Genomic DNA, 21,843 nt, shown 5'->3' with positions numbered 1-21,843 from the left:
GCCGACGGAAGGAGCCCGGTTGTCCGTCGAACACACCCGCGAGGGGCGCGAGAACACGCTCGACTTCCTGCGCCTCTTTGCCGCCTCCGTCGTGGTGGTGGCGCATTCGCAGGCCGACTTCCACACCAGCTTTCTGTGGAATTCGTCGCAGCTCTTCGACGGTGTGGGCATGTTCTTCATCATGAGTGGCATGCTCGTGTACCGCTCCGCAGAGTCCACGTGGGCGAGAACTGGCGGATTTCGAGATTTCCTCTGGAACCGTTACCTGCGGGTGGCGCCGGGTATCTACGCATTCGCCCTCCTTGCGCCCGTCGTGCTGGCCGCCGCAGGTGCTGTCCCCGTCCGGAGCTTGTTCGAGCCTTGGCTCGTCGTCTGGCTCGGCTCAGCACTCTTTCTCCTGCCAAACTATGACCCGCCGGTTTGGGAACATGTCGGTACCGGTGTCATCAACGGACAACTCTACACTATCCCAGCCGAAGTCAGCTTTTATCTCGTCGTACCACTGCTCGTACTCGCAGCGCGCAGATTTGGTTTCTTGCGCATGCTCGCGGTATTCGTCTTGTTCGCAGTGGCTGTTGGAGCCTGTGCGGCGTTCTTCGGGGACACTGCCGTCGCGATCGTGCATCACACGTTCATCGAGCGAGCTGGTTTCTTCGCTGCCGGGATGTTCTGGGCGAAGTACCGCCACCGGATACCGGCCAATTGGTGGATGTTCACTGCTGCATGTGCTGTGTACGTTCCGATCAAGCTCATCGCGCTGAATTCAGACGTGCTGGGTCCGGTCTCGCCAATTGTCATTGCGGTCCCGTTGAGCTACATGGTGGTGTTCTTCGGATACCATGGGCCTCGAGTTCTGGGACGTTGGACGAGCAAAATCGGCGACCTCAGCTACAGCACGTACATCTGGCACGTCCTCGTCATCAACCTGATGCTCTGGGGCGGTCTCACCGAGGGGTGGTGGCTCGTGCTGGTGGTCTTGGTGGTGACCTGGGGCATTGCGTGGGCTTCTTGGCGAGCTGTAGAAAGACCAGCGCTTCGACTGAAACGAGTCTCGAGCCGCAAGGCTGGTGATCCCGAGTCGACCGCCGCCTAGTCTGAAGTTCCTCGTGAGGTCGTGGACGGGATCTGCTGCGGTGTGGACGCCGAGGCCGATGTGCGGTCGGTGGTGATCGGAGTAGTGCAGCCAATTCGCGTGGGTCGTGGTTCTGGCTGCATCACGCTTGTCACGGCGGGCGTGAGCCCGCTCGGGGGCGAGGGTCCGGTTGAACAGCTCGACCTTCGAGCGGGTCTGCGGCCGGTGAGCCTGGTGAAGCGGTCCTTGGCGTCGCCGGACTCATCGTCGTAGAGCTCTGAACACGCTAACCGGGTGTAGTCATCGACCGCATGGTGCATGAACCGGTGCCCACGGGCCTTCTGCGCGTGGCACGTGCACGGAGCACGGAGCACGCCCACCCTGCGGTGGTGCATCGGAGCCGGCCGGCGCACCGGCAGCTCGATGGCCTGGTCGATGGGACGCTGCAGCGGCATTCGGGAACGGACACGGAATCCGGTTCACGGCATCGGGCCAGGACCAGCCTCGTTGACCATCAGACGGGCACGACGTTCCCTGGCGCCCGGGGTGAACGAGGCGTTGTCGTTCGTCACGAACACCAACGTGGTCCCTGACGCCTTCGCGCACGTCGCCCGGTCACAATTTCTCGAGGAACCACGCTGAGACCCGCTGACTGCAAGCTCCCCGTGGTCACGAGTAGCCGGCCATCCCTGCCACGTCGTCTGTGGTACGCAGACTCGAACTCGTCGCCGCCAGCGCTCTCTGTGCTCGCCCTTCGGCCGCGACAGTCGGGTGCCCAGCACCGACCCATCGTTGGGGAGGCTGTCACAGCGCAGGGCTCTACAGCCGTGCTGCGCTCCACTCGTCCACCGCTGATTGCCGCATCGACCATCCGAGGTCCCGGACCTCGGACCTGGTGAGTGCGAGAGCTGCTCGTATGGCTCGTGACCAATCAGACGGTGATGAGTCGGCTAGCAGCGCAGGCTGGGATACGAGTGTGTCGTGGAGGGAGCTGTCCCTGGGGCCTACGACAGGCGTCCCGAGTTCGAGGCAACGAACTGCGATCCCGCTCTGGAAGAAACGCCGATAGGGGATCAAAACCACGGATGCACCTCGAATCAACTCATCGAGCTCCTCTTCTGGGACGAAGCGTTCCTCGACCTCCCATCCAGTTACCTCCGGCCACCCCCTCCCGGTGATTGAGTAGACGAGCCCCGGGTTGTCCGCGACGATCGAGCGAAGGAGCGCTAGATCTCGATCGGGCTTGTACTGGCCGAGGACTCGAACCGTCGGCAAAGCCGGCTGTCTGGTACCGTCCGCCGGTTCCAGGGCCGGGTGCGGCAGCACTCGCATCGTCGCTCGCGGGAGCGCGCTGCGCACCTCATCAGCTGCCGCGCGGCTGAGCACGATGACCCTTGCTCTCGATCCGAGGAGACGAGATGCGGCGCGCGCAAAAGCGCCGTAGCCGACCGACCGTACGAGGGGTACCGGGTCATGAACCGTCAGCCAGGCGCCGGGCAACAGGAGCGCCAAGATGATCAGGTCCAAATAGCCCAGCACCGGCCAGGCGATCACCACGCGAATCTCTTCGGCGTCCCCGTTGCGCTGCTGTCTCAGTAGTCGAAGTGTTTTCAGGTATCGCCGCACCCAGCCTGCTCGGGATCCATCGCCGGCTGAAGGCTCCGGGAACTCGACCAATTCCGGGGTCTGTCCCGATGCGTGAAGGACACTGACCAGCTCACGCCGATAGTGCAGCAATGCACCCCCCAGCGGGTTGACCACGATCATCCGGCTCGTCATCGTGCCTCTCGTACGGACAGGGCATGGCCGATCCCTCGAAGGCCATCCAGGATCGGTCCTGCGCTCCGCTGGCGGATGGACTGCGGCAGAACCGCGCGGAACACGGCCAGGGGTGCGAGGGCGAGCGCGAGGTAGTCGTGATTCAGACGGTGAAGCAGCACGAGGTTACGGCCGAAGTAGAACGGGGGTGTTCCTTCGGAAGATTGGTGAACGCGGGAAGACGGAACCCATACGATGCCGAACCCAGCGCGTCCGAGGCGCAGATGCAGGTCGACCTCCTCGACGTACATGAAGAACACCTCGTTGATGCGGTGTTCGGACAGTACTGCCGCCCGGTACATGACGAACGCGCCGTCCAGCCACTGGCGAGGTACAGCATCAGGGAGCTGGCGAGAGAGGAGTTCGTCGGGGTCCGTGCGGTGGTCGTGATGCCGGGGGACCTTCGCCAACCGTGTCCGCGTTCCGCCAGTGGACCAGACCTCGTCCTCTCCGTTGCTCGTGGTCAGGAGTGTCGGGCCGGCTGCGCCCACACGAGGGTCTGACGTCAACGCTCGTTCGAGCGCACTGAGCGCGCCCGGGGTCACTCGGACCTCGTGGGTAGCGACGACGAGGAAGTCGTGCTGCTTCGTACTCTCGAGCACGCGGACACCGTGGTTCACCGCCGCACCGTAACCGCGGTTGGACGTGAAGAGCACAGCGGTGCCAGCCGGGATCGCGGCGCGCAAACGCGTCTTTCCGTCCTCGTCATCACTGTTGTCCACGACGACGATGTCCGTGACGTCGATACCCTCTGCGAGGAGGTCGAGAACCACCCGCCCCACCGTCTCGTAGCTCCGGTGGTGTACGACGATGGCGCCGACGTGTCTGGTCATCGCTCTTCTCCCGATCCGATGTGGAGCCATCTGTCCGCCGCCACACGACCGTCGTCCGCCGGGAGAGCGGCCACCACCACTTGTGCGTCGAGTGGGTGTCGTAAAGCCGCCTCGATCGCTTCGGCCAGCTCTGCGGAACCTTCGTCGAGGACGAAGTGCCCGTGGTCCGCAAGCCACGACGCGAGGCCGGTGTCCGCCGTCGTCACGATGGTGGCCCCAGCGGCCAGAGCCTCCTTGATGGGGAGGCCGACCTGTTCCCGCCAACGCCCTTCCCGACGTGAGGGGGCGACGAGCACGGTGCTGCGCTGAATCACGCGAAGAGCCTCTTCGTGGGGTATCGGACCGCTGAACTTCCGCCGGCGCGGATCTTGTGCAGCCCAGGTTCGGACCTCATCCGCGAGAGAGCCGTCCCCGACGACATGCACCGTACAGTCCGGTATGGCGCGTTCGACGTGTTCCCATGCGGCGCAGAGTTCCGTTATGCCTTTTCGCGCTTCCAATGCTCCGACGAACACGGCTCCGTGTCGCTCGGCCGCAGATGCAGGCACAGCATCCGAGCGCCCGGGCAGTTCCTCGACCAGTCTGCTCGGCACGTGCCGGATGAACGGCAGGGACGTGTATGCCTGCTCCGCGCCTTTCGAGCCGAAGGCGATCGCATCGACCAAGATGCGAGCGGCTGCTCCGACCAGTCCGAGCGCGACGGACACCACCGGTGCGGGCCAGCGCTTCAGGCCGAACAAAGCCGTGCGCGGTGCGTTGTTCTCGATCGCGTAGAACACTCTCCGGCTCTTGCCGCGAGTGCAGCACTTGTGCACGAACAGCAGCGCGAGGGTCCGGGGAAGTTCTCGTGCCCAGAGCAGCTCTGGTACCTCAAGAAGGCTCACGTCCCCGTGAGCAAGGAACCGGAGGCTCGCAAAGGTGGTCATGTGTGTGAAACCGGTGACAGGACGGCCGCTGCCGAGATCGTAATTGCGGCTGAAGTACCATCCGTCTGCGGGGGTCAGGCTGGTGTTCCGCGAAACCTGCGCCGCACGAAGTTCGGGGTAGACGCGAACGGACCGGGAGGGCGACGTCATGAGCGCTTCTGGTTGCTCAATCGAGACAGCGCTGCTTCGTAGGCCTGGCAGACCCCGTCCCAGGAGTAGTCAGACATTGCGCGCTCGCGGGCGTCGTGGGAGAGCTGCTCGGCGTCACCTGACCGCATGAGGCCGCTCACCGCGGTGACGATTGACCCAGGATCCGGCTCGGTGAAGACTCCTGTGTTGGCGAGCGTCTCCCGATTGTAGACGGTGTCTCGTGCCACCGTAGGGGCACCATTCGCCATCGCCTGGACCAGGGCGGGGTTCGTCCCACCGACGCTGTGACCGTGGAAGTACACTCCCGCGTGCTGCCACAAGGACGTCAGACGCTCATCGTCACTGACGTGTCCTAACCAGTGGACGCGCGCTGTAGTCGTGTCGAGCTGCCTTGCACGGGTGTCGAAATCGCCGTGGAAGCCGTCGCTCCCCACGATCACCACCGGCCATGACTCCGCCAAGACCTCGGCCGCGGCGAAGAATTCGTTGACGCTGTTCTCCGGAACGAACCGAGCCACGTACAGGACGTATCCGCGGTGCTCGAGACCCGCTTCGAGCGGAAGGAGCGGGTGCGTGTCGGCCCCGTACGGGATGAACGTGCCTTCCGCATCGAATTCTTTCTTCCAGCGGTCTCCGATAGCCCGGGCGTCGAAGACGAGTTCGTCCGCCCAGCGAGCGGTCATCGCTGCACCTGCGTGGAACACGGCTTTCGCTACCCGGTTCCACTTCGCGCGGTCCCACTCGACACCGTCGACGTTCACCAACGTCGGGATTCCTCTTGCTCGGAGCGCGGGGAGGAAGAACCCGTTGGCCACGTTCATGACCAGAGCGACGTCAGGCCTCCGCACGAGGGCAGAGGCGGATGCAGTGGCGCCGAACGTGAGGGTGCTCAGCGATTTCGAATTGACGCCGCTGGTGTACTTGCTGACGACCGTCGGATCCGCCGCCGGGTCTGATTTCACGACCGAACCTCTTCTGCCGTACACCGTGACGTCCCAGCCCGCCTCGTTCAGATACGGGGCAAGGCGGCGTACTGCCGTCTCGAAGCCCCCGTAGTAACTCGGATACCCTCGTGTGCCGATGACGGCCACAGATCGCCTCACAAGATGCTCCGCTCGATGGTGCAGGGTCGAGGTCATAGTAAGGGGCACGCACTCGTGAGCGTTCCGATCAAGGCGCACGACCGTAGGATCGCCTCATGTCCGACCTGCCCGAGTCGCGACGCACTGCAGCACGCCGGGGGTCCAGGGCCCGGGTCGTCTTGTGGATCGTCCTCGCACTCGTTCTCCTCCTGATCCTCGCCGTCGTCTGGGTGGGGGTCCGCGGCGTACTGGCGAAGGGGCACCTCGAGCGGGCGGTCGGCGACGTCGGAACCCTGCGATCGGAACTCACCAGCGGGGACACCGCGGCGGTGCAGAAGACGGCGAAGACCTTCGAGCACGAAGCGGCATCAGCTCGGTCCTTGACTTCGGACCCGGTCTGGGGCGCGGCGCAGTACGTGCCGTTCTTCGGGACGAACCTGCGGGCGTTCCGGCAGGTCTCGGTCGTCGTGGACGACGTGGCACAGCACGCCGTGCGACCGGTGGCAGGCGTCGTCGACGACCTGGGCGCCGATTCGTTCGCACCGAAGGACGGCAAGGTCGATCTCGACCCGATCGTGACGGCGCAGCCGGCGGTCGCGAAGGCGGCGACGGCGCTGGCGAAGAGCGATCGCGACGCGGCCGCGATCGACACGAGCGCGACGCTGTCGCCGGTGACATCGGCCGTGGGGCAGCTCCGGAACGCGCTGACGTCCGCGTCCTCGCAGGCAGACACGGCCAACCGCATCGTGCAGCTCGCACCGGCGATGCTGGGCCACGACGGCGACCGGAACTACGTGCTGTTGTTCCAGAACAACGCCGAGCTGCGGGCGGGCGGTGGCATTCCGGGTGCTGTGGCACTGCTGCAGGCCGAGGACGGCGCCGTTCACCTGCAGAGCCAGGCACCGGGATCCTCCTTCGGCCCGTACGACGAACCCGTGCTTCCGCTGTCGAAGGACACCACCGCCCTGTACGGAGCGATCACGGGTGAGTACATGCAGGACGTCACGCTGACGCCGAGGTTCGACGTCTCCGCGAAGCTGGCGCAGGCGATGTGGAAGCAGAAGTTCGGCCAGCAGGTCGACGGCGTCCTGGCGATGGACCCCGTGACGCTCGGCTACGTCCTCCGGGCGACCGGGCCGGTGCAACTGGCGACCGGTGACACCCTGACAGCAGACAACGCTGTGAAACTGCTGCTCAGCGACGTCTACGCGAAGTACCCGGACCCGACGGTGCAGGACGCCTTCTTCGCGTCTGCTGCGAGCGCGGTGTTCGACAAGGTCTCGAGCGGTTCGTTCGACACGAAGAAGTTCATCGCTGCCATCAGCGAAGGGGCCGGCGAGGGCCGCATGCGGCTCTGGAGTGATCACGAGTCCGAACAGCGGCGCCTCGCAGGGACCTCGCTCGCCGGCGAACTCCCGTCGGCATCGGCTGCCACTCGGCAGTTCGGCGTCTACCTCAACGACGGCACCGGCGCCAAGATGGACTACTACCTCGAGAAGACCGTGTCCGTCGGCAGTTCGGTCTGTCGGAAGGACGGCCGTCCGACATCGGTGGTGCAGGTCACGCTGAAGAACACCGCGCCCGCCGATGCCGCGACCAGTCTGCCCACGTACGTGACCGGTGGCGGCAACTTCGGCACCGAGCCCGGCAAGATCAAGACGCTCATCGCGGTCTACGCGCCGACGAGCGCGCTGTACCTCGGGTCAGCGCAGGACGGCGAACAGGTCGGTGTGCAGACCACGTCGGATGGCGGTCACCCGGTGGCACAGTTGCAGACGCTCCTGGCGCCCGGCGAGAGCACGACCTTCCGCGTCGCGTTCCTGGGCAAGGCAGAGTTCGCGAACGCCGGTGTGCAGGCGATGTCGACGCCGGGAGTCCGCCAGAGTGCCGCAAGACCACTGTCGTTCGTGTGTTCCGACCCGATGAACGCGGGGTGAGTGCACTCCCGCCAGAGCTCGTTGCATAGCGCACGAACCGTAGCTGAGAGCTGTACGACGCGCTGACCGTCGCCGTTCAGGCTCCGATCGTGGCCCCAAAACGAGGGTGGCGGCGTGAGGTCGTCCTCATCGACGGACGGCCCCCTGGTGTTGGCGAGGCGGCTCGGATTTGCCGCGCCGTGGCTGAACATCGGTATGACCTGGGGTTTTCCGCACATCGTGCTGATGATCGCGTGGCTGCCGGTGTGAGCGGCTCGCCGGATAGCGCATTCGATGCAGGCGGTCGGCGGGAACCTTGCAAAATTCGTGGCAACATCCTGAGAGATTCGGATAGATTGAGCGAACTTCGTCAATCCGACGGTCGCAACCACGGCCGTGCACGGTGGGGAAGCAGCGGGCTCTGGGAGTCAGGGACTGAAGGATCAGATCACTAGGGGAACCACGCCATGAAGAAGCTCATCGTCGCGGTCGTGCTGGCTGGGGCCGCACTGCTCGCAACGCCGGCCGCTGCCAACGCCGCCGGTTACACGCCCGATTCCAACATCACCGTCTCAGGCAACTACGTCGCTGGCGGCGTCGCAGTCGTCAACTTCAGTGCAGGCGCCTTCCAGGACAACGAGACCGTCAACGTCCAGGTCACGGGTGCCGGTGCGGTCACGCTCGGTGCCCTCCCGACGACGACCGTCTCGAAGGCCTACACGGCTTCCTCGACCGGTTCGCTCGTCGTGCGGGTCACGTTCCCGCAGGGCGCGTCGGGCACCTACAACCTGACCGCAACGGGTGCCACCTCCGGTGTCGTCGGCCTCGCGTCGTTCACCGTCGCCCCGGCTGACGCCACGGCAGTCGCTGCCGGTGGTTCGGCCGCCGGCACCGATGGCACCCTCGCCTTCACCGGTGGCACGATCTCCGCGCTGGCCCTCTGGGTCGCCGGCGGCGCTGTCGTCCTCGGTGGTGGCCTCCTGGTGGTCCGCGGGTCGGTTCGCCGCCAGCGCGAGTCCGTCTGACCCGCACAGCACTGACCGAAGCCCCCGGCGCCATCGGCTCCGGGGGCTTCGTCGTGTCCGGATCACGTGGGGGACGATCCGGACCGGGGTCGTGCGACTCGCTCGAGCAGGACGATCCCGATCAGAGCGCCGATCACCGCCCCGCTCGTGTTCGCCAGTACGTCGTCGACCGACGCGTACCGGGCTGGCAGGAACAGCGCTTGCCCGGTCTCGATCGCCACACTGACGAGCAGCCCGGCCATCGCGCCCACCCACCAGCGTCGTCCGCCGAGCATCAGCACCAGGAGCAGCCCGAGCGGGACGAAGAACAGCACGTTCGCCGTGAACTCGAGCGCTCCGTACCCGAACCAGTCAGGCACGCCCAGTCCGTGCGCTGCGGCGAGAGCCCACACGATCCGCGGGTGGGCCCCCGCATCGACGGGTGAGCCGGTGAACCCCACCACGAGGACGGCGAGTCCGTAGAGCACCATCAGCCAGGTGGCGACCCTGCGGCTGCGCCTCGTCGCGCCAGCGGCCCGCCCTCGGCGTGCTGCGAGCGCCAGCCACCCGAGCACCAGACCCACCCCACTCGCGGACACGAGCGACGTCCAGGTCGCACCGGGGTCGTCGCTCCGGAGCGACGCGAGGGAGGCGAGCACGACGACTCCGACGGCAACGATGCCGACTCCCCGGCGCCCAGAGGTCGGAACAGCAACGGCGACGAGTGCAGGTGCCGGGATGGTGACGGCCGTCACCATCGTCGCGGCGACGAAACCGTCCTCGACGGACAGGAGGCCGTGCCCTGCTCCCCGGAACACCGTCACCACCGCGTGGAACAGGCCCGGTGCCGCGGTCGCCATCCAGGGGATGGTCGCCATCACGATCACCACGACGACACCGGCGCCCAGTACGGCGCGTGCGAGCGCGGTGCTGGCCGGCTTGGTCATCCCACCGACGATATCGCTCGTGCTGCTCCGTGATCGCGCGGGAAGGCGGTTTCCCGCATGGATGCGGACAACGCCTCGTCCTGCGCGTCGGACATCCCTACTCTCGGCTTCGTGAGCACTGCTGACGTACCGGGGCGAGGCAGCCTCGGAGCGCGGTTCGACCCGCGCAGGAACTCGCTGAACGCGATCCGGTTGATCCTGGCCGGACTCGTCGTGCTGTCCCACTCGTGGCCGATCGGTGGGTACGGCCCCGACCCCGTGCTCGGGGACCAGGGCCTCGGGAGCTGGGCGGTCGCCGGCTTCTTCTGCATCTCGGGCTACCTCATCACCACGAGCCGGGTGAACAGCCGCTCCCTCGTCGACTTCGTCTGGCGGCGGGTGCTCCGCATCTACCCGGCGTTCATCGTCGCGTCGCTGGTCGTGGCCTTCGGGATCGCCCCGGCCGTCGTCGCGATGTTCCCCGGTGGCGGCACCTGGACGTTCACCGGCGCAGCCGGGTACGTGTTCCACGACGCCTTCCTCTACATCCGGCAGTACGGCATCACCGGAACGCTCGGACACGTCCCGTACCCGAACGCCTGGGACGCGTCGCTCTGGACCCTGTTCTTCGAGTTCCTCTGCTACCTGGGGATCGGCTTCCTGGTGTCGCTGGTGGCCACCCGGTGGCGGACGCCCGCCGTCGTCGCGGTCCTGGTCGTCTGCGCCGCGGTGGTGCTCCTGCAGTCCGCGGGCGTCCTGCACCTGCCCGGTCCGGTCGAGGCGACCGCTCGGCTCGGCGGGTACTTCGGCGGTGGTGCGCTCCTGTACCTGCAGCGCGACCGGGTCCGGGTCTCGTGGTCGCTCGTGCTCCTGGCGGCGGCGCTCGTCGTGGTCGTCGCCGCGTTCGGCGTGTCCGGTGCGCTCGTCGGTCTGCCCATGGCGTACCTGTGCCTGGTCGCCGGGATCGTCCTGCCGCTGCACCGGATCGGCGCCCGCAACGACGTCTCCTACGGGCTCTACATCTACGGCTTCCCGATCCAGCAGACGATGGTGCTCGCGTTCCCGCACCAGCAGCTGCCGGTCGTGCTCTTCGCGGCGATCTCGGTCGTCGCGGCGCTGCCGTTCGCGTGGGCGAGCTGGCTCTTCGTCGAACGGCCGGCGATGCGGCTCAAGCGGGTGTTCGCGCGGCGCCCGGTCGACGCCGAGGGGCACGTCGAGCGCCAGCCGGTGTCGGCTACGCCACCGGTTCGATGAGCTGCGGGCCGTTGTTCTTCACGCTGTTGACCGTGCGCGCGACCTCGTACTGCTCCAGCCCCGCGGCCACGGCGAGCGACTCGTGGTCGAGCAGCGCGAGCAGGTCGTCCGTCCGGAGGTCCCCGCCGAGCCAGTCGCCGTAGCCGTCCGGCGTCAGGAAGGCCGGCATCCGGTCGTGGACCTCTCCCGGGGCGACGTGGGCGTCCCTGGTGATGATCGCCAGCGACAGCCGCCACTTGTCCGGGTCCCCCTCGGGCTTCGTCGGGTCCGGCCACGTACTGACGACACCGGCCATCGCGAGCGCACCGCCGGGTTCGTGCACGAAGTGCGGCTCCTTGCCGTCCTCGCGCACCACCCACTCGTAGTACCCCTGCGCCGGGACGATGCACCGGTTCGTGGCGAAGGCCCGCTTGAACATGCCGCTCGTCGCCACGGTCTCGATGCGGGCGTTGATCGGTTTCGGGCGCTGCTTGACGAAGTCCTTCGCCCAGGTCGGCACGAAGCCCCAGCTGATCTGCGGGAGCTCGCGCTGCCCGTGGCGCTGGCGCACGGCGGACACCGGGTCCGTGGGCGCGACGTTCCAGCTCGGGACGAGGCCGGTGCCGACGACGCCGGTGTCCTGGTCGACGTGCTCGGTGCGATCGGCGAGCTCTCCGATGAGCTCGGGGAGCAGGTCAGCGGTGGTGTCGGAGACGACGAAGCGGCCACACATGCGCCCAGTGTGCCCGGTGCGACCGACAGCCGTCCGTCGCGCGTCGTCCGTCGCCCGTCGTCAGTCGCCAGGCAGCTGGATCTTCGAGCCGTTCGGGCTGCGTCGCCGGGGAGCGCGGGAGTCCGGCGGCACGTCCGGCAGCATCGCAGCGAGGGCCCTGGCACGTTCGACACGACCGAGCCGGAGCACGCTCATCCCGGTCCGCACCGCGGTGATGACCGCGACCCACAGGACGATGCGCGCCGGGACGTCGAGCAGGACGACGGCGGTGAGTGCCAGCGCCGCGGCGACCACGACGACCAGTCCGCGGACCACCTCGGGCAGCACGCCGGCGCGGACGGCCTCGGCGTCACGGAGCACGTCGTCCCGGTCCCGGGGTGCGATCGTCGGGGCGCCCCGGGAACGGAAGTACCGTTCGACGTGGTCCGGCGCCGCCATCTGCGATCCCGTCCAGTACACCCGTGTGCCGCCAGCGGTCCGCGGGTGCACGGGGACCAGGGCCACGGCGACGACGCCGATGCTGGCCGCGAGCAGGACGACACCGATCCACCCGGCGACCTGCCCGAGGTCGGGCCACGGCGCGACCAGCCCGACCACCACGAGGACCACGAGCGCGGCCGCCGCGGCGATCGCGCCGATGCCGAGCGCACGCCGACGCCGGGCCGCGGGGACGTACCGGCCGAAGTGCGCGCGGACGACGTGCCAGCCGAGGGAGTACGGGCTCATGCGGTCACGACCGGTCGCGTCGACTCCGCGGCACGGCGGGCACGTTCCGCGCGCCCGAGCCGCTGGAGCGTCGTGACGGCGTAGCCGACGTAGATGACGGGCCACAGCGGGACGATGCCCGAAGCGCCGAGCAACACGGCGGCCAGACCGGCGAGGAGCCCGCCGACCAACGGCGGCGTGCCCCGGGTGGCGTCCCGGATGAGCCCACGGCGGTACAGCAGGGTGTCGGTGAGGACCGCCTCCCGGTGCTCCGGGCGGACCTCCGGCATCCGTCGGTCCAGGTACTGCTGGACCGACGTCCGGACCGTGCGCGCCGTGTCCGGACGGACCTGACGCCCGTTGATCGTCGCCGCCGGCTCCACCGGGCGTGCGAGCGGGCAGCAGCCGAACGCCGCCAGGCCGACCCCCAGCGACAGCAGCGTGATGGCCGTGGCCGCTCGGGCGGTCCCCGGACCGGCCCAGAGGAACGCGAGGTCGAGCGCCGCCATCGCGGCGGCCGCGACGAGTGCGGCGATCGCGCCGACCAGGACCGCACGGCGAACTCGCGTGACGGAGACGACGTCGGTGACGTGCGCGCGGTACACCTGCCAACCGAGTCGGAGCATGTCGTCCCTCGTACTCCGTGTGGCTGAGCATCGCTCGGACACGCCCGACGCGCGGCGCTCCGGAGGGCACTCGCCCGCGTCAGCGGGCCACTCGTCAGCAATCGTCCAGACAGAGGCGATCACCTGACCCCATGAGTCTCGACATCGTCTACACCGCCGTTGCCCACGCCTCCGGGGGTGGCCGCGACGGGCACGTCCGCAGCGAGGACGACCGTCTCGACCTGGACACCCGTCCGCCGAAGGAGATGGGCGGCAGCGGCGAGGGCACCAACCCGGAGCAGCTCTTCGCCGCCGGGTACGCGGCGTGCTTCCTCGGGGCGCTGCACGCGGCGGGCAAGGAGCTCGGCGTGGACACCACGGACGCCGAGGTCTCGGCCGAGGTCGGCATCGGCGGGAACGGCAACGGCGGCTTCGGGCTGGCCGTGGAGCTGGACGTGTACACGCCGAACGTCGAGCAGGCCAAGCGGCAGCGCGCCGTCGAACGCGCGCACGAGATCTGCCCGTACTCCAATGCCACCCGGGGCAACATCACCGTCACGCTGTCGCTCGTCGACTGACCTCGTGACCCCGACACGGTGCCCCTGCCTCAGCGGCAACGCCTACGACGAGTGCTGCGGGCCGCTCCACGCCGGCGCAGCGGCGCCCACGGCCGAGCGCCTGATGCGCTCACGGTTCTCCGCGTTCGCACTCGGACTGCCCGAGTACCTGCTGCTGTCCTGGCACCCGAGCACCCGGCCGGACTCCCTGGAACTCGACGCGGACCAGCGGTGGACGCGGCTCGACATCCTGTCGACCCGGGACGGAGGCCCGTTCGACTCCGCCGGACAGGTCGCGTTCCGCGCGTGGTGGCGCACCGACACCGAGCGGGGCACGCTCGAGGAGACGAGCGACTTCGTCCGCGAACGGGGCCGCTGGTTCTACGTCGACGGAGTGGTCGCCACCCCGTCCTGACGCACGCCCGCGCATCCTGACGACATCTGTACGGGTGCCACCACGTGCAGTTGTCGTCAGCACGTGCACGAGACCGTACGACCCCGAGCGTCAGGTGCCGATCTGCTCCGGCAGGCCGACGGACACCCGCATCGCACGGCGGACCTCGGCCTCGGTGGGCAGCAGCTCGTCCTCGTCCCCGGTCAGGAAGAACCGGATCTGCCCGATCGCCTGCTCCGTGAGCATGTCCAGGCCGTTCAGCACCCGGCCGCCCGCTGCCTCCCATCGTGCGGAAGCCGCGGTCGGCCAGGGCTCGTACGCCACGTCGAACAGCACGGCGTCGTCGCCGGACGGGGACAGGGACAGCTCGTCGGCAGCACCACCCGGCAGCGTCGAGATGACGAACCCGAGCGGACCCGCCTGTGCGAGGTCGGCGAGGGGGTGCACCTCGAGGGTCACCCCGAGCCGGACCGCGAGCTCGACGAGGTCCCGCGCCTTCGTCGTGTCGCGGAGGAACACCCGGACGAGTCGGGCGCCGAGGCGGAGTGACGCGGTGAGGGCGCTCGCCGCGGTGGCACCGCCGCCGAGGATCGTCGCCTCGCCCGGCACGTGCCCGAGGGCGGCGACCGGGCGGACCAGTCCCTCGACGTCGGTGTTGGCGCCGGCGCGGACCACCCGGCCGCCCTCGGAGCGGAACGCGAGGGTGTTGGCGACCCCGAGCTCGTCGACGAGCGGTGTCGTGCGGTCGAGGAGGGGGAGCACCTCGCGCTTCAGCGGCATCGTCAGGCTGAGCCCGCGCTGCTCCGGACCCAGCCCCGCGATGAACGCGTCCAGCCCGCCGGAGGCGACCTCGTGCCTCCCGTACGTGAACGGCAAGCCGAGGACGTCGTAGGCCGCTGCGTGCAGCGTGGGGGAGAGGGAGTGCGCGATCGGCGAGCCGAGCACGGCGAGGCGGGTGCGATCGGGGTCGGAGTAGCGCTGGGGCATCCGGCGACTCTACCGACGTCCGTGGAATTGCCTCTTGCAACACGTTCCCTGTGAGAACTAACATGAGGCAAGCTCATGAAAGGGGCATGGCAATGCAGAAGAAGCACATGGTCGCGTGGGGGTTGGGGCTCGCGATCCTCGCCGGGGGGATCGCACCAGCGGTGTCCGGGACCACGGAGGTCACGGCACTCACGAAGAACACCCACCGCTACGCCAACGAGAACGCCTGCAAGAACGACCTCGGGATCGCTCGGTTGAAGGGGTACCCCATCACGCAGGGATGCACCTACGCCGGTCCGTACTTCGGGCCGATCAAGACGGCCGCCGGGCCGTACATCGCGGTCTACTGAGCCGTGCGTCGGGCGGGAGGGGGCAGGCCCTCTCGCCCGGCATTGCTTAGGTAGGCTAGCCTACGTGATCCGTTCTTCCTCTCCTGCACCCCGCCGTTTCCGGCGCGTCCTCGCCGCGGCCGGTGCCGTCGTCGCCGCCACTCTCGTGCTCGCCGGATGCGCGTCCGGGTCGGGGACCTCGGACTCGTCGTCGTCCGCGTCCGGGTCGTCCGCGGACGGTCAGTTCCCCGTGTCGATCACGACCGCGCTCGGCACCACGAAGATCGACTCGCAGCCCAAGCGCGTCGTCGCACTCGGGTGGGGAGACGCCGAGACCGCTCTGGAGCTCGGTGTGCAGCCCGTCGGCGCCAGTGACTGGCTCGCCTTCGGTGGCGACGGCGTCGGACCGTGGCTGAAGGGCGCGTACGACAAGTCGCCGAAGATCATCAACACGCTCGAGCCGAGCTACGAGGACATCCTCAAGCTCAAGCCGGACGTGATCCTCGACGTCAAGTCCTCCGGCGACAAGGACCGTTACGCCAAGCTCTCCGCGATCGCGCCGACGGTGGCGATCCCGAAGGGCGCGGAGAACTACCTCGCATCGACCCAGCAGCAGACGACGATGATCGCGAAGGCGCTCGGCAAGGTGACCGAGGGCAAGAAGCTGCTGTCGGACCTCGACAGCGCGTACGCGTCGGCCCGCAAGGCGCACCCGGAGTTCGAGGGCAAGTCCGCTGCGATCGCGGCGTACACGTCGGACGGGTTCGGTGCCTACGCCGCCCGGGACAGCCGTGTGACGTTCATGCGGAACCTCGGGTTCACCCAGTCGAAGAAGATCGACGCCGCAGCGGGCAAGCAGTTCTACGTCTCTCTGTCGAACGAGAACCTCGACCTGCTGAACGCGGACCTGACGGTCATCCTGCCGATCTACGTCGAGGCGTCCCAGGCGGAGGCGGACCCGGCGTTCCAGAAGGTCCCGTCGGTCGAGGCCGGGCACTCCATCGTGGTGGACGACAAGAACGTCTCGACGGCGTTCTCCCTCGGGACGACCGCGGCGATCGAGTGGGCGCTCAAGCGGCTGCCGGACGAGTTCGCCGCGAAGCTCGGCTGACGCGGGCCTGCCGGGGCCGCCGGGGCGCGGGGGCTGCCGGGTTGGCGCCTGCCGGGTTGGCGGGCCCCTGCCGCTGAGACGCCCCTCAACGTGCGAAACGCCGCCGGATCCGGCGGCGTTTCGTCGTGTGTGGGGCGTTCTGCGTGCCGAGCGGCGCCGGTCAGTTCGCGAAGAGCGAGCCGAGGAACGCGAACAGCAGCGTGATGAGCGGCAGCGAGCCCTGAACGAACGCCGAGTTGAGGTACCGACGGCCGGTGCCGGCGAGGATCACCGCGGCGCCGAGCATGCTCGCGGTCGAGAAGACGATGAGCGTCCAGCCGCTGATCGCGCTCCCCGTGACGACGAACACGACCCCGAGCACCGCGCCGATCGCGAGGAACAGGTTGTAGAACCCCTGGTTGAACGCCAGGGTCCGCGTCGCGCGGGCCTCGGCGTCGGACGCGATCCCGAAGATCCGGCGGACGCGGGGGCTGGTCCACGCCACCGACTCGAGGAAGAAGATGTACACGTGGACGAGTCCGGCGAGGACCGCACACACACTCGAGATGACGAGGAGCACCGACATGGGTTCCATTGTCCCAGTTCCGAAGGGGTGCTCAGGTCCCGCTCAGCTTCCGGTGCGCGTAACCGACACCTGGCGGCCAGCCTGTCGCCGTTAGGCTCGGCACATGAGCGAGTACGACGACGCGGCCGTGGCGGAACTGCAGAGCATCCGGCAGAGCATCGACAACATCGACGCCGCCGTGATCCACATGCTCGCGGAGCGCTTCAAGTACACCCAGCGTGTCGGTTACCTCAAGGCCAGCGCGGGCATGCCGGCCGCTGACCCGGACCGTGAGCGCATCCAGGTCGCGCGTCTGCGGTCACTCGCCGCCGAGTCCCACCTGGACCCGGCGTTCGCGGAGAAGTTCCTGAACTTCATCGTCGCCGAGGTCATCCACCACCACGAGCAGATCGCCGAGGAAGAGGCGTGAGCGGACCGGCTCTGCCGACGCTGCTCGTCGGGTCGTACACCGCGACCGGCGGTGGCACCGCGACGGGCATCTCCGCGGTGGAGGGCGGCGTCGCCTCGACCGTCGCCGTGCTGGACGACCCCTCGTTCCTCGCCGTCTCCGGCGACCGGGTCTACGCGGTGTCCGAGCTCGCCGACGGCAGCGTCAGCGCCTTCCGCCGGCACGGCACCGCACTCGAACACCTCTGGGACGCACCGTCCGGTGGCGATGCCCCGTGTCACGTGCGGGTCGATCCGTCGGGTGCCCTCGTCGTCACGAACTACGTCTCCGGCACCGTCACGGCCGTGTCACTGGCCGCCGCCGAGTCGCTCGCGGCCTCCGTCCTGGCGAGCGACGGCGTGGTCGGTGCCCACGGGTCCGGCGACTCGGTCGTGGTACCGGACAGCGCCGTGGACACCGCGGTGCTCCCCGACGCCACCGGTCCGGTCGAGGACCGTCAAGAGGGACCGCACGCGCACCAGTCGATGGCGACGCCGGACGGCACGCTGCTCGTCGCGGACCTCGGCGGCGACGCGCTGCACGAGTTCCGCGTCGACCTGGGCGCCGAGTCCGTCGCGCTCGAAGCGGTCCGGGTGCACCACGTCGCTCCCGGTGTCGGACCGCGACACATGGCCTGGTACGACGGTGACCTCTTCGTCGCGGGGGAGCTCGACGGCCAGGTGCACCGGCTCCGGCGCGACGAGTCCGGTGCGCTCCGGGTCATCGCGTCCGCGCCGACCTTCGACGGACCCGTCGGTGAATCGCTCCTCAGCCACATCGAGGTGGACGAGGACGGCCGCGTCATCGTCGCCGTCCGCGGACGCGACGTGATCGTGGTGCTCGACACCGCCGACGGCGGGCTGACGCTCGTCGGGTCCGCGTCGTGCGGCGGTGTGTGGCCGCGGCACTTCGCCCGGGTGCCCGGGTATGTGCTCGTCGCGAACCAGATGTCCGACGCGATCGCGGTCCTGCCCGTGGAGGCGGACGGCGTCCCGGGGGAGCCGGTCCTGCAGATCCCGGTCGGGACGCCGACCTGCATCATCCCGCTGTAGCGGGCCACGCGCCCGGGTTCGGCCTGCGCGCGCCCACGCGCGCCACCCGCGCCTGCGCGCCACGCGCGCCTGCGCGCCCACGCGCGCCTGCGCCGACTCGGTCAGACCTGGATGAGGTTCTCGAACGTGCGGCCCTCGGCCAGCGCCGCCACCTGACGCCGCATCAGCTCGACGGAGCGCGGCACGCTGAGGTCCGTGTTGCCCCCGACGTGCGGCGTGAGGACGGTGTTCGGCGTCGTCCAGAGCGGATGCCCCTCGGGCAGTGGCTCGGGATCGGTGACGTCGAGCCCTGCGGACAGGCGTCCGCTCGTCAGCTCGGCGACCAGCGCATCGGTGTCGACGACCTTGCCGCGCGCGACGTTGACCACCAGGGCACCGTCCGGCAGCGCCGCGAGCAGGTCGCCGTCGACGAGTCGCTCGGTCTCGTCCGTGAGCGGCGTGATCAGCACGAGGACGTCGGTCGTCCGGGCGAGCTCGGGGAGCTCACTGAACGCGTGCACGTGCCGGCCGTCCTGCTCACGGGCGGTCCGGGCCACCACGGTGACGACGGTCTTGAACGCCTCGAACCGCGTGGCGATCGCGCTGCCGATCGCGCCGTAGCCGACGACGGTCACCCGACGGTCCGCGAGCGACCGGGTCTGCCGGACGTCCCAGACGCCGTTCGCCCGGTCGAACTGGAACTGTCCGAGCTCACGCAACGACGTCAGCGCGAGCCCGACGGCGAGCTCCGCGGTCTCGTCGTCGTGGATGCCCCGGCCGTTCGCCAGCTGCGCGTGTCCGGGCACGTGCGGCACCGCGTGCTCGTACCCGGCGCTCGGCAGCTGCAGGAGCTGCAGGTTCGGCAGGTCGTGCACGTACTGCCAGCGGTGACGCCCCTGGAAGTAGAACGGCAGGAGCGTGACCGCGACCTCGTCGGCGCGCGGGTAGGGCGCCTCGAGGTCCCACACGTCGAGCTCGACGCCGTCCGGCACGGGGCCGAAACGGTCGACGAGCTCGGCGAAGGGCAGCGTGACGATCGACACCGGGTCAGCTGTCGGTGCGCGGCGAGAAGGTGCCGTCCGAGGCGAGCGGGCCACGACCCAGGACGCCCTCGGTGACGGTCTCCTGGATCACGTCGCCGAAGTGGCTGGGCATGGTGGCGCCGTGCGTGCCGCGGAGTTCCTCGATCGACGCCTCGAACGCGCCCTGGACCTCGAGCGCCTGCGAGGTGCCGTCGGTCACGCCGATGCGCAGCACCGGGAAGCCCCGGCCGTTGCAGAGGCCCTGGAAGCGGACGTCGTCCTCGCGGCGGACGGTCACGATGACGCGGGCCGTCGACTCGGAGAAGAGCGCCGTCGCGGTGTCGATGCCGTCGCGGCTCTCGAGCTCGTCGAGCACCACCCGGGCGCCGACGCCGAAGCGCAGCACCGACTCGGCGAGCGACTGGCCGAGGCCGCCGTCCGCGAGGTCGTGGGCGCTCGTCAGCAGCTGCTCGTCGGCGGCGGCGTGCACGAGCTCGGCCAGCGCCTTCTCGCGGGCCAGGTCGACACGCGGCGGGCGGCCACCGAGGTGTCCGTGCACCGTGCCGGCCCACGCCGAACCGTCGAGCTCGAGGTTCGTCGTGCCGAGGAGGTAGATGTTGTGGCCGTCGTCCTGCCAGCCGGACGGGATCCGGAGTGCGACGTCGTCGATCACGCCGAGCACGCCGACGACCGGGGTCGGGTGGATCGGGGTCGAGCCGGTCTGGTTGTAGAACGACACGTTGCCGCCGGTGACCGGGATGCCGAGCTCCATGCAGCCGTCGGCCAAGCCCTCCACCGCCTCGGAGAACTGCCACATGACCTCGGGGTTCTCCGGGGAGCCGAAGTTCAGGCAGTCGGTGACGGCCGCGGGCACGGCACCCGTGACGGCGACGTTCCGGTACGCCTCGGCGAGGGCCAGGCGAGCACCCTGCTTCGGGTCGAGCTGGCAGTAGCGGCCGTTGGCGTCGGTGGCGATCGCGACGCCGAGCCCCGTCTCCTCGTCGACACGGATCATCCCGCCGTCGTCGGGGAAGGAGAGCGCGGTGTTGCCGAGCACGTAGGTGTCGTACTGGTTCGTGACCCAGTTCTTCGACGACAGGTTCGGTGAGCCGAGGAGCTGCAGGAACTGCGCCTTGAGCGCCGGACCCGTCTCCGGGCGGTCGAGCGAGTCCGCGCCGTCTGCCTGCAGGGCGTCGATCCAGGTCGGGTACGCGACCGGGCGGTCGTAGACCGGGCCGTCGACGGCGACCGTGCGCGGGTCGACGTTCACGATCTCCTTGCCCTGCCAGTCGATGACGAGACGGCCGGTACCGGTGACCTCGCCGAGGACGCTGGTCTCGACCTCCCACTTGTCGACGACGGCCAGGAAGGCGTCGAGCTTGTCGGGGCGGACGACCGCCATCATGCGCTCCTGGCTCTCCGACATGAGGATCTCCTCGGCGGTGAGCGTGGGGTCGCGCAGCAGGACGTCGTCGAGCGAGATGTGCATGCCGCCGTCGCCGTTGCTCGCGAGTTCCGACGTGGCGCAGGAGATGCCCGCGGCGCCGAGGTCCTGGATGCCCTCGACGAGCTCCTTCTGGAAGAGCTCGAGGCAGCACTCGATGAGGACCTTCTCGGCGAAGGGGTCACCGACCTGCACGGCCGGGCGCTTGGTCGGGCCGCCCTCGGTGAAGGTGTCGGACGCCAGGATCGACGCGCCGCCGATGCCGTCGCCGCCGGTGCGGGCACCGAAGAGGACGACCTTGTTGCCGGCGCCGGAGGCGTTCGCCAGGTGCAGGTCCTCGTGACGCAGCACCCCGACCGCCAGCGCGTTGACCAGCGGGTTGCCCTGGTACACCGGGTCGAAGTAGGTCTCGCCGCCGATGTTCGGCAGGCCGAGGCAGTTGCCGTAGAACGAGATGCCGCCGACCACGCCGTGCACGACGCGTGCCGTGTCCTCGTGGTCGATCGCGCCGAAGCGGAGCTGGTCCATCACGGCGACCGGGCGGGCACCCATCGAGATGATGTCGCGGACGATGCCGCCGACGCCGGTGGCAGCGCCCTGGTACGGCTCGACGTAGGACGGGTGGTTGTGCGACTCGACCTTGAAGGTGACCGCCCAGCCGTTGCCCACGTCGACGACGCCGGCGTTCTCGCCCATGCCGACCATCAGGTTCTGGGTCATCTCCGGCGTGACCTTCTTGCCGAACTGCCGGAGGTAGTTCTTGCTCGACTTGTACGAGCAGTGCTCCGACCACATCACGGAGTACATCGCCAGCTCGCCCGAGGTGGGGCGGCGACCGAGGATCTCGCGGATCTTGGCGTACTCGTCCGCCTTGAGCCCGAGGGCCTCGTACGGCTGGTCCTTGTCGGGCGTCGCGGCGGCGTCCTGGACGGTGTCGGGCTCGGGGCGCACGAAGGTCGTCACGGTGTTGTCG

The 21,843-nt window shown here is 68.9% G+C and carries 22 protein-coding genes; 10 read left to right on the top strand and 12 right to left on the bottom strand.

What is annotated here, in order from left to right; genetic code table 11:
• The first annotated feature begins 19 nt into the window (after positions 1-19).
• On the top strand, positions 20-1,093 hold the full coding sequence (locus ACIPJY_RS05270) for an acyltransferase family protein (RefSeq protein WP_400463285.1): 1,074 nt from the start codon (positions 20-22) through the stop codon (positions 1,091-1,093).
• A 798-nt stretch (positions 1,094-1,891) separates the two neighbouring features.
• Here ACIPJY_RS05270 and ACIPJY_RS05265 read toward each other — a convergent pair.
• Genes ACIPJY_RS05265 through ACIPJY_RS05250 form a run of 4 tightly spaced genes read right to left on the bottom strand, consistent with a single transcriptional unit; the run spans position 1,892 to position 5,890 of the window.
• The gene (locus tag ACIPJY_RS05265; RefSeq protein WP_400463282.1) at positions 1,892-2,851 is read right to left on the bottom strand and encodes a hypothetical protein; all 960 of its coding nucleotides are present in this window, start codon (positions 2,849-2,851) and stop codon (positions 1,892-1,894) included.
• Positions 2,848-3,723, bottom strand: coding sequence for a glycosyltransferase (locus tag ACIPJY_RS05260; RefSeq protein ID WP_400463279.1), 876 nt, complete (start codon positions 3,721-3,723; stop codon positions 2,848-2,850). The genes ACIPJY_RS05265 and ACIPJY_RS05260 overlap by 4 nt, the downstream gene beginning before the upstream one ends.
• Entirely contained in the window at positions 3,720-4,799 is a 1,080-nt protein-coding gene (locus ACIPJY_RS05255) for a glycosyltransferase (protein ID WP_400463276.1), read from the bottom strand. Before ACIPJY_RS05255 ends, ACIPJY_RS05260 begins: the two co-directional genes overlap by 4 nt.
• A complete protein-coding gene (locus tag ACIPJY_RS05250) occupies positions 4,796-5,890 on the bottom strand; it encodes a glycosyltransferase (protein WP_400463273.1) in 1,095 nt (364 codons plus the stop codon). Before ACIPJY_RS05250 ends, ACIPJY_RS05255 begins: the two co-directional genes overlap by 4 nt.
• Before the next feature lie 107 nt (positions 5,891-5,997).
• Between ACIPJY_RS05250 and ACIPJY_RS05245 the strand changes: the two genes are divergently transcribed.
• Together ACIPJY_RS05245 and ACIPJY_RS05240 are read left to right on the top strand one after the other, a co-directional pair.
• Positions 5,998-7,818: a DUF4012 domain-containing protein gene (locus ACIPJY_RS05245; RefSeq protein WP_400463271.1), complete on the top strand. Its 1,821-nt coding sequence runs from the start codon at positions 5,998-6,000 to the stop codon at positions 7,816-7,818.
• A gap of 446 nt (positions 7,819-8,264) precedes the next feature.
• A complete protein-coding gene (locus tag ACIPJY_RS05240; RefSeq protein WP_400463269.1) occupies positions 8,265-8,822 on the top strand; it encodes a hypothetical protein in 558 nt (185 codons plus the stop codon).
• Between the two features lie 62 nt (positions 8,823-8,884).
• Here ACIPJY_RS05240 and ACIPJY_RS05235 read toward each other — a convergent pair whose 3' ends face one another.
• Complete coding sequence (locus tag ACIPJY_RS05235; protein ID WP_400463266.1) at positions 8,885-9,748, bottom strand: VanZ family protein; 864 nt, start codon at positions 9,746-9,748, stop codon at positions 8,885-8,887.
• A gap of 111 nt (positions 9,749-9,859) precedes the next feature.
• Between ACIPJY_RS05235 and ACIPJY_RS05230 the strand changes: the two genes are divergently transcribed.
• Positions 9,860-10,981, top strand: coding sequence for an acyltransferase family protein (locus tag ACIPJY_RS05230; protein ID WP_400463263.1), 1,122 nt, complete (start codon positions 9,860-9,862; stop codon positions 10,979-10,981).
• Here ACIPJY_RS05230 and ACIPJY_RS05225 read toward each other — a convergent pair.
• The 3 genes from ACIPJY_RS05225 to ACIPJY_RS05215 are packed head-to-tail and all read right to left on the bottom strand — an operon-like array spanning position 10,962 to position 13,024.
• Positions 10,962-11,693 (bottom strand): SOS response-associated peptidase, encoded by a 732-nt coding sequence (locus ACIPJY_RS05225; RefSeq protein ID WP_400463260.1) that lies wholly within the window; start codon positions 11,691-11,693, stop codon positions 10,962-10,964. The genes ACIPJY_RS05230 and ACIPJY_RS05225 overlap by 20 nt on opposite strands.
• Positions 11,694-11,753: 60 nt before the next feature.
• Positions 11,754-12,419 (bottom strand): hypothetical protein, encoded by a 666-nt coding sequence (locus ACIPJY_RS05220; protein WP_400463257.1) that lies wholly within the window; start codon positions 12,417-12,419, stop codon positions 11,754-11,756.
• Positions 12,416-13,024, bottom strand: a complete 609-nt coding sequence (locus ACIPJY_RS05215) for a hypothetical protein (protein WP_400463254.1) — start codon at positions 13,022-13,024, stop codon at positions 12,416-12,418. The genes ACIPJY_RS05220 and ACIPJY_RS05215 overlap by 4 nt, the downstream gene beginning before the upstream one ends.
• 131 nt (positions 13,025-13,155) lie before the next feature.
• On the opposite strand from ACIPJY_RS05215, the gene ACIPJY_RS05210 reads away from it, so the two are divergent.
• A complete protein-coding gene (locus ACIPJY_RS05210) occupies positions 13,156-13,581 on the top strand; it encodes an organic hydroperoxide resistance protein (protein WP_132046705.1) in 426 nt (141 codons plus the stop codon).
• Positions 13,535-13,975, top strand: a complete 441-nt coding sequence (locus ACIPJY_RS05205) for a YchJ family protein (protein WP_400463250.1) — start codon at positions 13,535-13,537, stop codon at positions 13,973-13,975. The genes ACIPJY_RS05210 and ACIPJY_RS05205 overlap by 47 nt, the downstream gene beginning before the upstream one ends.
• A gap of 90 nt (positions 13,976-14,065) precedes the next feature.
• Here the strand turns inward: ACIPJY_RS05205 and ACIPJY_RS05200 are convergent, their stop codons facing one another.
• Complete coding sequence (locus ACIPJY_RS05200; protein ID WP_400463247.1) at positions 14,066-14,941, bottom strand: shikimate dehydrogenase family protein; 876 nt, start codon at positions 14,939-14,941, stop codon at positions 14,066-14,068.
• An 86-nt stretch (positions 14,942-15,027) separates the two neighbouring features.
• Here ACIPJY_RS05200 and ACIPJY_RS05195 point away from each other — a divergent pair, with 86 nt between their 5' ends.
• Together ACIPJY_RS05195 and ACIPJY_RS05190 are read left to right on the top strand one after the other, a co-directional pair.
• A complete protein-coding gene (locus ACIPJY_RS05195; RefSeq protein ID WP_400463244.1) occupies positions 15,028-15,291 on the top strand; it encodes a hypothetical protein in 264 nt (87 codons plus the stop codon).
• A gap of 64 nt (positions 15,292-15,355) precedes the next feature.
• The gene (locus ACIPJY_RS05190; RefSeq protein WP_400463242.1) at positions 15,356-16,381 is read left to right on the top strand and encodes an iron-siderophore ABC transporter substrate-binding protein; all 1,026 of its coding nucleotides are present in this window, start codon (positions 15,356-15,358) and stop codon (positions 16,379-16,381) included.
• 160 nt (positions 16,382-16,541) lie between these two features.
• Here the strand turns inward: ACIPJY_RS05190 and ACIPJY_RS05185 are convergent, their stop codons facing one another.
• Positions 16,542-16,946, bottom strand: a complete 405-nt coding sequence (locus tag ACIPJY_RS05185) for a DUF1304 domain-containing protein (protein WP_400463239.1) — start codon at positions 16,944-16,946, stop codon at positions 16,542-16,544.
• A gap of 103 nt (positions 16,947-17,049) precedes the next feature.
• Here ACIPJY_RS05185 and ACIPJY_RS05180 point away from each other — a divergent pair, with 103 nt between their 5' ends.
• A complete protein-coding gene (locus tag ACIPJY_RS05180) occupies positions 17,050-17,355 on the top strand; it encodes a chorismate mutase (RefSeq protein ID WP_123654425.1) in 306 nt (101 codons plus the stop codon).
• Positions 17,352-18,425, top strand: a complete 1,074-nt coding sequence (locus tag ACIPJY_RS05175; protein ID WP_400463236.1) for a lactonase family protein — start codon at positions 17,352-17,354, stop codon at positions 18,423-18,425. The genes ACIPJY_RS05180 and ACIPJY_RS05175 overlap by 4 nt, the downstream gene beginning before the upstream one ends.
• 101 nt (positions 18,426-18,526) lie before the next feature.
• Here the strand turns inward: ACIPJY_RS05175 and ACIPJY_RS05170 are convergent, their stop codons facing one another.
• The gene (locus tag ACIPJY_RS05170; protein ID WP_400463233.1) at positions 18,527-19,447 is read right to left on the bottom strand and encodes a 2-hydroxyacid dehydrogenase; all 921 of its coding nucleotides are present in this window, start codon (positions 19,445-19,447) and stop codon (positions 18,527-18,529) included.
• Between the two features lie 4 nt (positions 19,448-19,451).
• Positions 19,452-21,833, bottom strand: coding sequence for a phosphoribosylformylglycinamidine synthase subunit PurL (gene purL, locus ACIPJY_RS05165; RefSeq protein WP_400463845.1), 2,382 nt, complete (start codon positions 21,831-21,833; stop codon positions 19,452-19,454).
• Between the last annotated feature and the right edge of the window lie 10 nt (positions 21,834-21,843).

It is taken from the genome of Curtobacterium sp. NPDC090223 (assembly GCF_044746585.1).
GTDB lineage: Bacteria > Actinomycetota > Actinomycetes > Actinomycetales > Microbacteriaceae > Curtobacterium.
This window is presented reverse-complemented; position numbering and strand designations above follow the sequence as displayed.